Consider the following 13,441-nt stretch of genomic DNA (forward strand, 5'->3'; position numbering starts at 1 on the left):
CGAATGCCATCTGTTAAACAGAAAATATTAGATACGCTCAAGAAACAGAAAGATGTGTCAATCGATGATTTAATGATTCATTTTACTATTTCGGAAATTGCTGTTAGAAAACATTTACAACAACTTGAAGCAGAGGGGTTTTTACGGAAAAGAACTCATAAACAGAAAATTGGTCGTCCCTATCATACGTATCAACTGACTAAAAAGGGGCATAATCTTTATCCAAATCATTATGAACAGCTCCCTGTCGAGTTATTAGATGATTTAAAGGAACTTGCTGGCGAAGAAATGGTCCATGCGTTATTAGAAAAACGTTTGGATCGAGAGAAAAACGAACTCGAACAACAATTAACAACCGATGATATTGATTTGGAAAAACGTATAAAAGAAATTGCACAAATTCAAAATAAACGGGGATATATGGTCGAATTAGAAAATAAAGCGTCTGGTGAGTATGTGATGACGTATTATCATTGTCCAATCGCTAATGTAGCATGTGATTATCATGAGATGTGTCGACATGAGAAAAAAATGTATGAGGATTTATTTCCGGGTAGTCAGGTTGAAACACCAGCGATGATTACGAGAGGTGACCACTATTGCAAATGGGTGATCAAGCCTCCTACTAAAAACAAATGATGATTGTATAAAGGGATGACGAGAAGTGAAACAGTATAAAGGATATATTATTGATTTAGATGGAACAATGTATCGAGGGAACGAAGTCATTGATGCTGCCATTCCATTTATTCAAACGTTAATCGAAAATGACCTTTCTTATGTTTTTTTAACGAATAATTCAACCATGACACTTGAGCAAGTTGCTCATAAGTTAACATGTATGGGTATTCATGCTACAACACAAAACATTTGTACAACGAGTATGGCGACTGCAACATATATTAAAAGTAAAAAACCTCATGCGCGTTGTTATGTCATTGGTGAAGAAGGTTTACGTGACGCCATTAAAAAAGAAGGCCTACAATTAGTCGACGATGAGAATTGTGATTTCGTTGTTGTTGGTTTAGATCGCTCTATCACATATGAAAAATTGGCGATCGGCAGCCTTGCGCTTAACCGTGGAGCGGAATTTGTTTCAACAAATAGTGATGTAGCCATTCCGAGTGAGAGGGGATTGCTCCCAGGGAATGGGTCGTTAACGTCTGTTTTAACAGTCGCTACAGGGAAGAAACCAACGTTTATTGGAAAGCCTGAGGAGATCATCGTTAAAGAAGCATTAAAATTAGTTGGCACAAATCATAAAGACACATTAGTTATTGGTGATAATTATGAGACAGATATTAAAGCAGGTTTAAATGCAGGTATTGATACATTAATGGTGTTTACGGGGGTTACCCCATTTGAAACATATGAAACGCTAGCAACAAAGCCAACCCATTACGTGAAATCGCTTAAAGAGTGGATTCCATATATATAGTGATGTAAGCAGACCACCAATGATTGATGGTCTGCTTATTTCTTATTTATTACTTTCAAATGAATGTGCTAATCGACTAGATGCTGCAGCAGCAATTGCACCTACGATATCATCTAAGAATGTATGGCATTCGCCAGTCGATGGATCATTTAACTGTTTTAAAATACCAGGTTTCTGTTTATCGATATATCCGTAATTCGTAAATCCAATCGAGCCGTACACATTAACGATTGAAAAAGCGATAATTTCATCCACCCCATATAAACCTTCATCTGTGCGAATGATATTTTGCAGGGGCTGTTCTAATTTATTTTGTTCGGCTAATTTATCGAGTTGAATACCTGTTAATATAGCATTCTGTACCTCACGTTTAGTTAGTACTCTATCGACATTTTCTAAACACATCTCCATCGTTAAATCATCATGATAACTTGACTGGAGATAGTAGACGAGTTCAGCAATATGTTGAATGGTTACACCACGTTCTTTTAATAATTGTCTTGCTTTAATTTCAAGGTTACTTTGGGTTTTTTGTTCATCATTCATTTCTTCTCACCTCGGTCGTTTTGAAAATGTATTAATAATCCCAAGATACCATATTAAGTTATTCAAAGAAAGGTATGTCATTGTATAAAGTATAAATACTGAAGATTTAAATACTCATATGGTATAGTGAAATAGACTACATATGACAAAGGAGAGAAGTAAAATGTCAACACCGACCGTTTATATTACCCGAAAATTACCTGAATCATTATTAAAACCATATAGAGAGCGCTTTCAGATTCGTACATGGAAACATGAAGAAACGCCCGTGCCAAATGATATTTTACTAAAAGAAGCAAAACAGGCAGATGGTTTACTATGTATGTTATCAGATAAAATTGATGCCGAATTTTTAGAGGCAAATCCCCAACTAAAAATGGTTGCTAATCTTGCTGTCGGATATGATAATATCGATATTCAAGCAGCAGAAGGATTAGGAAAGACGGTTACAAACACACCTGATATTTTAACTGAAACAACTGCTGATTTGACATTCGCATTATTAATGGCGACAGGTAGACGTTTAATCGAAGCACACCATGTCATTCGAAAAAACAAATGGCGTGATTGGTCACCATTCTTCTTAGCAGGGACAGATATTTACAAGAAGACGATTGGAATCGTTGGGATGGGACGAATCGGCGGGGCTGTTGCTAGAAGAGCAAAAGGGTTCGACATGCCGATTTTATATCATAACCGCTCGCGTAATGAGTCATTAGAAAAAGAATTAGGTGCGAAATATGTCGACTTTGACACATTGCTTCGGGAAGCGGATTATGTCGTTTCACTCGTCCCTTTGACCGATGAAACGGAACAATTATTTGATGCAGAAGCTTTCCAAAGGATGAAACAAGAAGCTATTTTTATTAATGTATCCCGTGGTGCAGTTGTTAATGAGCAAGATTTGATTGAAGCTTTAACAACAGGAGAAATTCGTGCTGCCGGATTAGATGTGTTTGAGTCCGAGCCGATTACGGCGGATCATCCATTATTTACTTTAGAAAATGTTGTCTGTCTCCCACACATCGGTTCAGCAAGTTATGAAACACGATCAAAGATGATTCAATTATGCATGGATAACTTTGAAGGTTTCTTTTATGGTGACGGCGCATTGACACCTGTTACTAAGAAATAAGTAAAGAAGTGCCAATAAGTCTTGTTTGACTTTTGGCACCTTCTTACGATCTTGACAGGAGCAGATAAAGCTATTATTGTGGTGTAGACCCTTTCGAATAGACAGTATCGAGCGCTAACTAATGTTAATACTTATAGATCTTGGTTCGAAAAGCTTTTAAAAAAGGAGCAAAAAAAATAACAAGCGACTAAGTGCATGCTTTTTGTCGCTTGTTATTCATGCATCGAAGGGCTTTTAGATAGCCACTTTCATTACTGTATCATTAAAAAACTTGCTCTATTTCAGTTACACCAGGTACTTCTGCCATAAGGGCCCGTTCGATTCCTGCTTTTAATGTGATGGTTGAGCTCGGGCAATTGCCACATGCACCCATTAGTCGAAGTTGGACAATCCCATCTTCATCGACATCGACAAGTTGAACATCACCGCCGTCACGCAATAAAAAAGGACGTAGTTTATTTAATACTTCTTGTACTTGTTCACGCATCATGCATTCCCCTTTCCTATGTCATATTATATGATGATTTATGAAAAAAATCTAATTCAACAACTTTACTTAAGAATCATTCTCAGTTACTATTATTTTATCTGTTATTAGCGGTTTTGTAAAATAAAAGTAATCGGTAAATCATAAACAATGAAACGGGAGGGTTTATATATGTCAAAAGAGTCAATAATAATCACGGTTTATGGTGCTAAACAAATTTGTGCTAGTTGTGTCGGTGCCCCTGGGTCAAAAGATACGTATGAATGGTTACAAGCAGCCATTGGTAGGAAATATATTGATGATCATATTTCTTACGAATATATTGATATTGATTCACCACCAGCCGAAGAAAAGCATGAGCAATTTGTACAGCGTATTTTTGATGAAGATTTATTTTATCCAATTGTTATGGTTAATGATGAACTTGTAGCAGAGGGGATTCCACGGTTAAAAACAATCTATGCGGCTTTGGATAAACACGGTGTGGCATTACAGTCTTAGCGAAGTGTAATATTTGAAGGTCATTCAATGGATTTGTATAATTGATAGTGAGTTATAATATATGAGTGTTAAATAAGGAGGCAGTGAAATGGTCATAACACTAACTGATCAAGCGAGCCTACAGATCAAAGAAATGATGAAAGAAGAGGAGAGCTCTGTTCACTTTCGTTTTGGAATCCAAGGTGGTGGCTGCAGTGGTCTTTCTTACTCTCTTGGTTTCGAGGAGAACGTGAATGAAGAACTAGATCATGTAGAAGAAATAAACGGCATTTCAGTCGTTATTTTTAAACAAGATATTCCAATTATTGAAGGAACAACAATTGATTATAAACAAAACATGATGGGCGGCGGATTTACGATCGATAATCCGAATGCAATCGTCTCATGTGGCTGTGGTTCTTCATTCCGTGCTAAGGAATATGAAGGCACACCTGAATCATGCTAAATCTGTGTAATAGAAAATAAAATATATTTTATAACAAATAATAAAAAAAAATCACGGACAAATTGACTCTGTCAAGTAGACAGTGGAAAGAATAATGAATAACTTAACCGGCTTTAGCTCTGTATTAAAGTGAGCTAGGCCGCTTTTCTTTTTTGACAACATTTTCATGATAATGATAAAAGTAAATATATTAATAATTATTATGGAGTATCATTGGCCATATGCTAAGGTTTTATATTCTTGAAGTGTTCAAATGTATATAAGTCAATGGCATTATCTGAGATTAACGCGTCTTGAAGTGTTTAATGGTACACATCGTTAGTAAAGATAGCCAAAACACCCTCGCATTAGAGAGTGAACTGATCTCTGGAAAGTAGACAGCAGAAATTATAAAAAGGTTTAGGCGGCTTTAATTCAATAGGGCTAAGGCCGTTTAGTCTTTCTAGATATCTTTCACAGAAAGTAAATATATTCATCAATTGCCTTTGAGTGTTCCCCAATTGTATATAAAAAAATCCCCTTAAGGAAAACAGAAGTTTGATTTTTTAATCTGTCTGCCTTAAAGGGAACATATTAGAAAAAGGAATGATTTGTTTTTAAGTCATTATTAAGTTGCTTTCTTTTTATACTAAATTATACTAAACGATACTTCTAAATACTGTTGTTCGTTTCAGTGAAATATGATGTATCAATCTGGACGCAAGGCTAAATTTTCCTTCGTTTAAAACATACTCGTTGAATGCCTTGGTTGTATTCGCGCTTTAGGATTAATATATTGCATCGCATTATTGACTGCAGTTGGACCTTCACCAAACCCTGTTGCAATTAATTTTACTTTTCCAGGGAAGGTGGTAATATCTCCGGCTGCATAAATACCTGGAATATTTGTTTCCATTTTCGTATTAACAACGATGCTATTACGTTCGATTTCTAAGCCCCAATCTTTAATTGGCCCCAAACTTGAGACGAATCCGTAATTACAAAGAACATCGTCAACAGGAAGTTCAATCTCCCGTTCGCCTCTCACTTCTTGTAAAACAATCTTTTCAATCTTATTAGACCCAATGATATCCTTAGCTGCAAAAGGTGTTAATATATCAACAGATGATTGTTTTAACTGTTCGACACTATGCTCATGTGCTCTAAATTGATCACGTCTGTGAACAAGTGTCACTTTTTTAGCGATTGGTTCAAGCATAAGTGCCCAGTCTACAGCAGAATCTCCACCACCGAGGAGGACAATTTCTTTATCTTTGAATTGATTCATATCTTTAACATAATAATGTAAATTGACACCTTCAAATCCTTCACTATCACCGATGTTTAAGCGACGTGGTTGGAAAGCACCGTTTCCAGCTGTGATGATTATGGTCTTAGTGTAGTGTGATTCACCAGTGTGAGATGTTAATTTAAATGTATCATCTTCTAAACGTTCGACCGTTTCAATCGATTGTCCTAAGACGATTGTCGGGTCGAACAGTTTAAGCTGTTCTTCAAGCTGGTCAATTAAATCTTGAGCACGAATCTTCGGATAGGCCGGGACATCGTAAATATATTTTTCTGGATAGAGTGCCGTTAGTTGCCCACCGATATGTGGTAAACTTTCAATTATTTTAACACTGGCCTGCCGCATTCCGCCGTAAAAAGCTGTAAATAAACCAGCTGGACCAGCTCCGATAATGGTTATATCATAAACCTTGTTTGACAACGTGTTTCCTCCTATTCGTACATTTAAGCATAAATGCTTGTTTGTTTTCTTGTGTGACTTTCCTTAGGGACGGAAGGAAAGGAATATATTTAAGAATGAAATCATTATTATCGTATCATAAATTAAAAAAAATAGGGAAATGAAGCGGCTTCGTATTGGGACTTAAATGCATTATCTTTCATTTTTTGTTTGTATAGTATAAAATGAACGTTGTAAAAGAGAACTTAAATTGAAGGGGAATAGAACGTTGATACAATTGATTGTTGCAGTATTACTATATTTTGTCATCTTCTTTGGTATTGCTTTTATACTAAATATGTTGCTTCGTCGTACATGGCTGATGAGTATTCTTTATCCTGTCATTATGGTTATGATGCTTGATGGTATACCAACGACACGGTATTTTACAGCACCTTCAGAAGCATTCGCACATACATATGACAAATTGACAAATTTATATCTCATGGATTATGTGACGTTTCTCGCTGGTTTTTTAGGAACGATTGTATCTGGCATTGTGATTAAGCTGTTAAGAAAAAGTGGTTATCAGATGTTTTAATAAAAATATAGCTATGATGAATAAAAGTTGCTGAATTGGACATGCTGACATTCTGAAAGGGTGTTGACATTGAAAATGAGCAACTTTTTTAAATGGTTAGGTTTAAGTATTCTCTTTGTCTATGCATTAGTAACGACATTTAGTAGTATATCAAATGTGACTATGTCAGAGCTTTATTCATTCATTAGTAATGGTGCACATGTTTTTAATGTAGATGAAAGAGAGGTATCCTTACAGCCAAAAGCGTTAAAAAAACTTAATGCACATACACGTTATATTTCTAGTGAGGAAATTGTCGGACCTGAAACATTAGAAGAAGTGATGAAAATGTCGCAGTACCCGAAAGCTTCCGTCGTTGCTACGGGCTATACAGCGGGCTATGAATCAACTGGTAAAAATCCAGGCCATCCGGGGTATGGTATTACATTCTCCGGAGTTAAAGTCAAGCGAGATTTATATTCTACGATTGCTGCTGACTTATCAATCTATCCGATAGGAACGATTATGTACATTCCTGATTATGGATATGGAGTCGTGGCTGATAAGGGTGGAGCCATTAAAGGAAATAAAATTGATTTATACTATGAGACAGTAGAAGATGTGTATAGCCAATGGGGTAAGCGTGAAATCGACGTATACATTATTCAGCAGGGTGACGGAACATTGTCAGAAGCTGATTTGAAAGTATTAAATGAAAATGAGGCATTACAAGTTTTTAGAGAGCAAATGATTAAAAAATAGATTGATGTATATATGCTAGAAAGAATTCAAACAAGGGATGTCTTATTGCCTTTTCTATTATCTGTTAACACGATCTCTTACGAAGAGGAATCGTAGCAAGAGAACGCATTGGAGCGTTAACGTAGCCTCTCGAGATGAAAACTCATGATGAGAGAACGCATTGGAGCGTTAACGTAGCCTCTCGAGATGAAAACTCATGATGAGAGAACGCATTGAAGCTTTAACATAGCCTCTCGCGGCGAAAATTCACGCTGAGACAACGCATTGGAGCTTCAACATAGCCACTCGAGATGAAAATTCACGCTGAGAGAACGCATTGGAGCGTCAACATAGCCTCTCGCGATGAAAACTCATGATGAGACAACGCATTGGAGCTTCAACGTAGCCTCCTGCGGCGAAAACTCATGATGAGGCAATGCATTGAATCGTCAATGCATCCTCGTGTGTGACAAAAAAAAGCTAAGATATCGCATTCTATAAGAAACAGCGGAGAAAACTGAAATGTTTTCTCCGCTGTTTCATTTAGAGGATTTTTAGCTAGCCTCCAACTATTTAATGATTGTTTCTAGAGCAATTTCCATCATATCATGGAAGGATGTTTGTCTCTCTTCCGCTGTTGTCTCTTCTCCTGTAATGATATGATCTGAAACCGTTAAAATGGATAATGCTTGACGATTAAATTTCGCTGCTAGTGTATAAAGGGCAGATGTTTCCATTTCAACTGCTAACACATTGTATGTCGCTAACAGTTCGTTTAATTCTTTCGCGTTATCACGATAGAAAGAATCGCTTGTGAAGACATTACCAACTTGGACATTTAGTCCTTTTTCTTTTGTTGTATCATAAGCGTTTTTTAATAAATCAAAATTTGCAAGCGGTGCGTAATCAACACCATTAAAAATGAGTTTGTTTACTTGGGAATCGGTTGTTGCGCCTTGTGCAAGAATGACATCCCTTACTTGTATGTTTTCTTTAATTGCACCACATGTTCCGACACGCATAAGCTTTTTAACGTCATAGCTCTGAATCAATTCGTTAACGTAAATAGAAATGGAAGGGACGCCCATCCCTGTTCCTTGGACAGAAACGCGCTCACCCTTATACGTTCCGGTAAATCCAAGCATGCCTCTAACATCGTTATATTGTTTAATATTCTCTAAATAAGTTTCAGCAATATATTTTGCTCGAAGTGGATCCCCTGGTAATAAGATTTTATCAGCGATTTCACCTTGGTTTGCACCAATATGTACACTCATTTGCCTGCCTCCTTAATCTTCTTTATCTCAAGTAAAACGTTATCATAGTTTGCAGGGAAAACAAAGTATATTCCACAAAAAATTAATCTTTAATAAAAAGTCACTTATGATGGTTAATTTCATGTGTCAGATAGTATATAATAAAGTTATGCGATTGAATACATATAAAAATAATCGTAATCAAAATAGATGATTTTAAGAAAGGAAGTTATAGGGATGAAAGAACAAACATTTCATATTACAGCTGAAACAGGTGTCCATGCACGCCCAGCTACATTACTTGTTAACAAAGCAGGCCAATATGAATCTGAATTGGAAATCGAGTATAAAGATAAAAAGGTTAATCTTAAATCAATTATGGGCGTTATGTCTTTAGGTATTCCAAAAGGTTCCGACATTAAAGTGATTGCGAATGGTTCAGATGAGGAAGAGGCAATCAAGGGAATCGAAGAAGTTATTAAAGAGCATTTAGGAAAATGAAGCTAGAGGCCTTTGCCTCTAGCTTTTGCATTAGTAGTAAATATGATAATAATTTTTTTCAAGGCTTTCAATATTTTTTAATGCCTTTTTATTATATGCCGTGTCTTCCTTCATTAATTTTTCCTTAATCATTTTTACCGCTTGTTTTAATGATTCGCCATAGTTTGGTACTTCTTCCGAAAAAGCATGGACCGCAGGCTTTTTAATGTTCGCCTTTTCGCGATAGGCGAGTGCTTTTCGTTCATGGAAAAATACATCATCCACTTGGAACGGATTATGAATATCACCTTGCATTGGATGTTTGTGTACAGCTAGTACCTCAATAAGGTAACGATCGCCACGGTCTTCAACAATTTTACCGATATAAGTACCTGAGTTATAATGTGCACGGACGAAATCACCAGTCTGAAATGATGCCATCATATCAACCTCCCTTATCCATTGTGGCAAAAATCATGATAATAATCGAGTGAAAAGCAGTTGTTATTTTGATATAATCAATTTAGAAGGAAGTGATTTAGCAATGATGGAATTTCTTTACTTTCCTAATGATAAGTCGGAGTACATTCCAGCTATTATTACATTCGTTGTTTTTTTAATCGGTGCCATTGTGACGACACTCTATTTTATTAAAAAATCACGAAAAGAAGAAAAAGATTTTGATGAACAATATATGCGAGTCACTATTGAAAAAGATGAACAAACTTCAAAAAAATGATTCCATCTTGGAATCATTTTTTATTTTTAGGTGAAACTAAAATAAAACAGATGAAAGGGAGCTTACTATGCGTTTCATCGTTTTATTTGTAATTGGTTTTCTTACTGCTTGCTCACCCTCAATATCGTCAATAGATGTTGATATGTACAATGCTTCTGGTGATTATATGGGCAAAGTGATGTTATCAGAAGGTGAAGAAGGCGTTCTAATTAAACTGAAGGTAGAAGGCTTTACACCTGGTTTCCATGGGATACATATTCATGAATTTCCAAAGTGTGATGGTCCCGACTTTAAATCAGCGGGAAATCATTTAAATCCAGAAGGAAAGAAGCATGGTTTATTACATCCCGATGGTTCTCATCTTGGTGATTTACCTAATGTTGAGGCAGACGGATCTGGTTTGATTGATACGGAGGTCACACTAAGTGGTGCCACGTTAAAAGAAGGAAAAACATCGTTGTTAAAGGGTGAAGGTACATCATTAATAATTACTGAAGGAGAAGACGATGGCATGACACAGCCAAGCGGTGAATCAGGGGCGAGACTTGTTTGTGGAAAAATTATCCATCCTAAACACCAATCACCAGGGGAGTCACCATCTGACCCGACCGAAGAAGGGAAGACCGAGAAGAAAGATGAATAAAGCGAAACAAATCGTTAGCTGATTTGCTTCGCTTAAAAGAACAGGTTAACGTGACTGGACAGCTGCTACAATGCGTTTCATACCTTCTTCCAGAGTTTCCCTAGGACAGGCAATGTTAATACGCATGAATTGTTCACCTTCAATACCGTAACCAAAACCTGCATTTAATCCGACTTTAGCTTTTTCTATCATAAATTGCTGTAAAGCCTCTCCTTTCAACCCAAGGGATTGGCAGTCAACCCATACTAGGTAGGTTCCTTCAGGGCGAATGACTCGTAAATCTGTTTCTGCTTCTAATGTTTCGATGACGTAATGAACATGCTCGGTTAAGACGTTCCTTAGTTCATCAAGCCAGGCTTCCCCGTGTGAATAAGCTGCTTCCATCGCTAATGTACCCATCGTATTTAATAAAGAAAGTCCTTGTTTTTGAAATGATGCATCGATTTTTTCTTTTAATGATGGGTTTTCGGTGACAATATAAGAAGCTTGTAAGCCAGCTAGGTTAAATGTTTTAGAAGGTGACATACACGTAATCGTTCGCATGGACATCTCTTTTGATAAGGAAGCAATCGGGATATGTTTATGATTCGGATAAATTAAGTCGGCGTGAATCTCATCCGAAAATAATAAAACATCATGCTTTTCACAAAGTGTTGCTATTTTTATCAATTCATCCTGACGCCACACACGACCGACCGGGTTATGAGGTGAGCATAGAATAAATGCCTTAGCTTCTTTTAACTTCTCATCTAAATCGACAAAGTCAATATGATAAGTACCGTTTTCATAAATAAGTGGATTTTTTACAATTTCCCGGTCATGACTTTCAATCACTTGATAAAAAGGAGTATAGACTGGTGTTTGAATAAGCACTTTATCTTTAGGATTAGTCAATGCTTGAACAGCCATATGTAAACTTGTCACAACGCCAGGACTGAAGGTAAGCCAATCCGTCTGAATTCCCCATTGGTGACGTCTTTCTAACCAATTCACAATTGATTCCTTCACTTCTTGATCTATCATTGTATAACCGAAAATACCGTGTTGTATCCGCTTACTTAATGTATCTAAAACAGGCTGTGGTGCGGAAAAGTCCATATCAGCTACCCACATAGGAAGAATATCATCTGCTTGGAAGATATCTTGTAAAGCGTCCCATTTAATGGATTTCGTATTTTTACGTTGATGAATTGTGTTGAATTGTGTCATGTAAATTCCCCCTTTGAATTGAATGATTCTATTATTATTATATCTTATTTTGTCAAACAATTGGATGTATTAGAATAAAAGTTATAAAAAAAAGCAAAGCGTCTCTAACGCCTTGCTTACAGGGGGAATACGAGAAAGTCTTACATTTATATTTTACCCAATAATAAAATTAGTAAACATTTTTTTACAAAAACATTTATTTTGATATTCTTTTTTCAAGTTTTGCTTTTTCAGCCTCAAATCCTGGTTTACCGAGTAGAGCGAACATGTTTTTCTTATATGCTTCAACACCAGGTTGATCAAATGGGTTTACCCCGAGTAAATAGCCACTCATAGCACATGCCTTTTCAAAGAAATAGACGAGGTAACCAAATGTATATGGTGTTAGTTCGGAAATTTCCACAACTAAATTCGGTACATTCCCATCTGTATGTGCCAGAAGTGTCCCTTCATATGCTTTATGATTAATGTCATGAATTGTTTTACCAGCGAGGTAATTAAGGCCGTCTAGATCTTGTTCATCACTTGGAACAGTGACATCATGTTTCGGCTTGTTCACGTGTAATACGGTTTCAAATAAATCACGACGACCTTCTTGGATATATTGGCCTAAAGAATGTAAATCAGTTGTAAAATGGGCAGATGTAGGGAATATTCCTTTTTGATCTTTACCTTCACTTTCACCGAATAACTGTTTCCACCATTCAGCGAAATAGTGTAGATGTGGTTCATAATTAACGAGCATTTCAATTGTTTTGCCTTTATTGTATAAAATATTCCTTACAGCAGCATACTGATACGCTTCGTTTTTAGCTAAAGATGGTTCTGAATAGCTTTGTCGTGCTGCAGCAGCTCCTTCCATCATTTCTTCAATGGAAATACCACTTACAGCAATAGGTAATAATCCGACAGCTGTTAATACAGAATAGCGCCCACCAACATCATCAGGAATAACGAATGTTTCGTATCCTTCTTGAACGGCAACTGTTTTTAAAGCACCTTTTTCTCGATCCGTTGTAGCGAAAATACGATTTTTAGCTTCTTCCTTACCGTATTTTTCTTCCAGATACTTTTTAAAAATGCGAAAGGCGATAGCAGGTTCTGTTGTTGTTCCGCTTTTGGAAATGATATTGACGGAAATATCTTTACCATCAATGACATCGAATAACTCTTTTATGTAAGTTGAGCTTAAATGATGGCCAACGAATATGACCTGTGGTGCTTCCCGTTTTTCTTTCGGAAGTAGATTTTGAAAAGAGTGATTCAGCATTTCAATCGCTGCGCGTGCTCCAAGATAAGACCCACCAATGCCAATGACGAGTAAAATATCAGAGTTATTGCGGATTTTATTAGCACTAGCCTGAATTCGTGCGAACTCTTCTTTATCATAATCCTTTGGTAAGTCAATCCATCCGAGAAAATCGTTTCCTTGTCCCGTTTTTTGATGTAATGCTTCATGAGCCGTTTGAACGGCTTCTTCTAAATAATCGATTTCATGTTGTTTTATAAAATCACTTGCTCTCTTATAAGAGAAATGAATCTGTGCCATGATTATGCCTCCTAGGATTTGAAAAT

The 13,441-nt window shown here is 36.5% G+C and carries 17 protein-coding genes; 10 read left to right on the forward strand and 7 right to left on the reverse strand.

Features of this window, described 5'->3' with window-relative positions:
• The first annotated feature begins 3 nt into the window (after positions 1 to 3).
• Positions 4 to 639, forward strand: coding sequence for a metalloregulator ArsR/SmtB family transcription factor (locus tag VIG73_RS13135; protein WP_331642812.1), 636 nt, complete (start codon positions 4 to 6; stop codon positions 637 to 639).
• A 25-nt stretch (positions 640 to 664) separates the two neighbouring features.
• Complete coding sequence (locus tag VIG73_RS13140) at positions 665 to 1,438, forward strand: TIGR01457 family HAD-type hydrolase (protein ID WP_331642724.1); 774 nt, start codon at positions 665 to 667, stop codon at positions 1,436 to 1,438.
• Positions 1,439 to 1,480: 42 nt separating this feature from the next.
• Here VIG73_RS13140 and VIG73_RS13145 read toward each other — a convergent pair whose 3' ends face one another.
• A complete protein-coding gene (locus VIG73_RS13145) occupies positions 1,481 to 1,984 on the reverse strand; it encodes a phosphatidylglycerophosphatase A (protein ID WP_331642726.1) in 504 nt (167 codons plus the stop codon).
• A 163-nt stretch (positions 1,985 to 2,147) separates the two neighbouring features.
• Here VIG73_RS13145 and VIG73_RS13150 point away from each other — a divergent pair, with 163 nt between their 5' ends.
• Positions 2,148 to 3,119 (forward strand): D-glycerate dehydrogenase, encoded by a 972-nt coding sequence (locus tag VIG73_RS13150; RefSeq protein ID WP_331642728.1) that lies wholly within the window; start codon positions 2,148 to 2,150, stop codon positions 3,117 to 3,119.
• 262 nt (positions 3,120 to 3,381) lie between these two features.
• On the opposite strand, the gene VIG73_RS13155 is transcribed toward VIG73_RS13150, so the two are convergent.
• Positions 3,382 to 3,609 carry a NifU family protein gene (locus VIG73_RS13155; RefSeq protein WP_414648414.1) on the reverse strand — a complete coding sequence of 76 codons (228 nt, stop codon included), beginning with the start codon at positions 3,607 to 3,609 and terminating at the stop codon, positions 3,382 to 3,384.
• A gap of 168 nt (positions 3,610 to 3,777) precedes the next feature.
• Here VIG73_RS13155 and VIG73_RS13160 point away from each other — a divergent pair, with 168 nt between their 5' ends.
• Together VIG73_RS13160 and VIG73_RS13165 are read left to right on the forward strand one after the other, a co-directional pair.
• The gene (locus VIG73_RS13160; RefSeq protein WP_331642732.1) at positions 3,778 to 4,107 is read left to right on the forward strand and encodes a YuzD family protein; all 330 of its coding nucleotides are present in this window, start codon (positions 3,778 to 3,780) and stop codon (positions 4,105 to 4,107) included.
• A gap of 88 nt (positions 4,108 to 4,195) precedes the next feature.
• Positions 4,196 to 4,552 (forward strand): iron-sulfur cluster assembly accessory protein, encoded by a 357-nt coding sequence (locus VIG73_RS13165; RefSeq protein ID WP_331642734.1) that lies wholly within the window; start codon positions 4,196 to 4,198, stop codon positions 4,550 to 4,552.
• A 721-nt stretch (positions 4,553 to 5,273) separates the two neighbouring features.
• On the opposite strand, the gene VIG73_RS13170 is transcribed toward VIG73_RS13165, so the two are convergent.
• Positions 5,274 to 6,260: an NAD(P)/FAD-dependent oxidoreductase gene (locus VIG73_RS13170; protein ID WP_331642736.1), complete on the reverse strand. Its 987-nt coding sequence runs from the start codon at positions 6,258 to 6,260 to the stop codon at positions 5,274 to 5,276.
• Positions 6,261 to 6,507: 247 nt separating this feature from the next.
• Between VIG73_RS13170 and VIG73_RS13175 the strand changes: the two genes are divergently transcribed.
• Positions 6,508 to 6,819 carry a YuiB family protein gene (locus VIG73_RS13175; protein ID WP_331642738.1) on the forward strand — a complete coding sequence of 104 codons (312 nt, stop codon included), beginning with the start codon at positions 6,508 to 6,510 and terminating at the stop codon, positions 6,817 to 6,819.
• 75 nt (positions 6,820 to 6,894) lie between these two features.
• Positions 6,895 to 7,560 (forward strand): 3D domain-containing protein, encoded by a 666-nt coding sequence (locus tag VIG73_RS13180; protein ID WP_331642740.1) that lies wholly within the window; start codon positions 6,895 to 6,897, stop codon positions 7,558 to 7,560.
• Positions 7,561 to 8,108: 548 nt separating this feature from the next.
• Here VIG73_RS13180 and deoD read toward each other — a convergent pair.
• Positions 8,109 to 8,816, reverse strand: coding sequence for a purine-nucleoside phosphorylase (gene deoD, locus VIG73_RS13185; protein ID WP_331642742.1), 708 nt, complete (start codon positions 8,814 to 8,816; stop codon positions 8,109 to 8,111).
• A gap of 216 nt (positions 8,817 to 9,032) precedes the next feature.
• Between deoD and VIG73_RS13190 the strand changes: the two genes are divergently transcribed.
• Positions 9,033 to 9,296: a phosphocarrier protein HPr gene (locus VIG73_RS13190; RefSeq protein WP_331642744.1), complete on the forward strand. Its 264-nt coding sequence runs from the start codon at positions 9,033 to 9,035 to the stop codon at positions 9,294 to 9,296.
• 30 nt (positions 9,297 to 9,326) lie between these two features.
• Here VIG73_RS13190 and VIG73_RS13195 read toward each other — a convergent pair whose 3' ends face one another.
• The gene (locus VIG73_RS13195; RefSeq protein ID WP_331642746.1) at positions 9,327 to 9,716 is read right to left on the reverse strand and encodes a kinase-associated lipoprotein B; all 390 of its coding nucleotides are present in this window, start codon (positions 9,714 to 9,716) and stop codon (positions 9,327 to 9,329) included.
• Between the two features lie 103 nt (positions 9,717 to 9,819).
• Between VIG73_RS13195 and VIG73_RS13200 the strand changes: the two genes are divergently transcribed.
• Together VIG73_RS13200 and VIG73_RS13205 are read left to right on the forward strand one after the other, a co-directional pair.
• Positions 9,820 to 10,014, forward strand: a complete 195-nt coding sequence (locus VIG73_RS13200) for a hypothetical protein (RefSeq protein ID WP_331642748.1) — start codon at positions 9,820 to 9,822, stop codon at positions 10,012 to 10,014.
• A 67-nt stretch (positions 10,015 to 10,081) separates the two neighbouring features.
• Positions 10,082 to 10,657 (forward strand): superoxide dismutase family protein, encoded by a 576-nt coding sequence (locus VIG73_RS13205; RefSeq protein ID WP_331642749.1) that lies wholly within the window; start codon positions 10,082 to 10,084, stop codon positions 10,655 to 10,657.
• A gap of 45 nt (positions 10,658 to 10,702) precedes the next feature.
• Here the strand turns inward: VIG73_RS13205 and VIG73_RS13210 are convergent, their stop codons facing one another.
• Both VIG73_RS13210 and VIG73_RS13215 read right to left on the reverse strand, forming a co-directional pair.
• Positions 10,703 to 11,866: a MalY/PatB family protein gene (locus tag VIG73_RS13210; protein WP_331642751.1), complete on the reverse strand. Its 1,164-nt coding sequence runs from the start codon at positions 11,864 to 11,866 to the stop codon at positions 10,703 to 10,705.
• Positions 11,867 to 12,062: 196 nt separating this feature from the next.
• Complete coding sequence (locus VIG73_RS13215) at positions 12,063 to 13,415, reverse strand: glucose-6-phosphate isomerase (RefSeq protein ID WP_414648415.1); 1,353 nt, start codon at positions 13,413 to 13,415, stop codon at positions 12,063 to 12,065.
• Between the last annotated feature and the right edge of the window lie 26 nt (positions 13,416 to 13,441).

It is taken from the genome of Cerasibacillus sp. (genome assembly GCF_036516575.1).
In the GTDB taxonomy this organism is placed as follows: Bacteria; Bacillota; Bacilli; order Bacillales; family Amphibacillaceae; genus Cerasibacillus.

Coding starts and splice junctions, on each gene's coding strand:
- VIG73_RS13135 (WP_331642812.1), top strand. CDS start 4: ATGCCATCTGTTAAACAGAAAATATTAGATACGCTCAAGAAACAGAAA.
- VIG73_RS13145 (WP_331642726.1), bottom strand. CDS start 1,984: ATGAATGATGAACAAAAAACCCAAAGTAACCTTGAAATTAAAGCAAGA.
- VIG73_RS13150 (WP_331642728.1), top strand. CDS start 2,148: ATGTCAACACCGACCGTTTATATTACCCGAAAATTACCTGAATCATTA.
- VIG73_RS13155 (WP_414648414.1), bottom strand. CDS start 3,609: ATGATGCGTGAACAAGTACAAGAAGTATTAAATAAACTACGTCCTTTT.
- VIG73_RS13160 (WP_331642732.1), top strand. CDS start 3,778: ATGTCAAAAGAGTCAATAATAATCACGGTTTATGGTGCTAAACAAATT.
- VIG73_RS13165 (WP_331642734.1), top strand. CDS start 4,196: ATGGTCATAACACTAACTGATCAAGCGAGCCTACAGATCAAAGAAATG.
- VIG73_RS13180 (WP_331642740.1), top strand. CDS start 6,895: ATGAGCAACTTTTTTAAATGGTTAGGTTTAAGTATTCTCTTTGTCTAT.
- deoD (WP_331642742.1), bottom strand. CDS start 8,816: ATGAGTGTACATATTGGTGCAAACCAAGGTGAAATCGCTGATAAAATC.
- VIG73_RS13190 (WP_331642744.1), top strand. CDS start 9,033: ATGAAAGAACAAACATTTCATATTACAGCTGAAACAGGTGTCCATGCA.
- VIG73_RS13195 (WP_331642746.1), bottom strand. CDS start 9,716: ATGGCATCATTTCAGACTGGTGATTTCGTCCGTGCACATTATAACTCA.
- VIG73_RS13200 (WP_331642748.1), top strand. CDS start 9,820: ATGATGGAATTTCTTTACTTTCCTAATGATAAGTCGGAGTACATTCCA.
- VIG73_RS13205 (WP_331642749.1), top strand. CDS start 10,082: ATGCGTTTCATCGTTTTATTTGTAATTGGTTTTCTTACTGCTTGCTCA.
- VIG73_RS13210 (WP_331642751.1), bottom strand. CDS start 11,866: ATGACACAATTCAACACAATTCATCAACGTAAAAATACGAAATCCATT.
- VIG73_RS13215 (WP_414648415.1), bottom strand. CDS start 13,415: ATGGCACAGATTCATTTCTCTTATAAGAGAGCAAGTGATTTTATAAAA.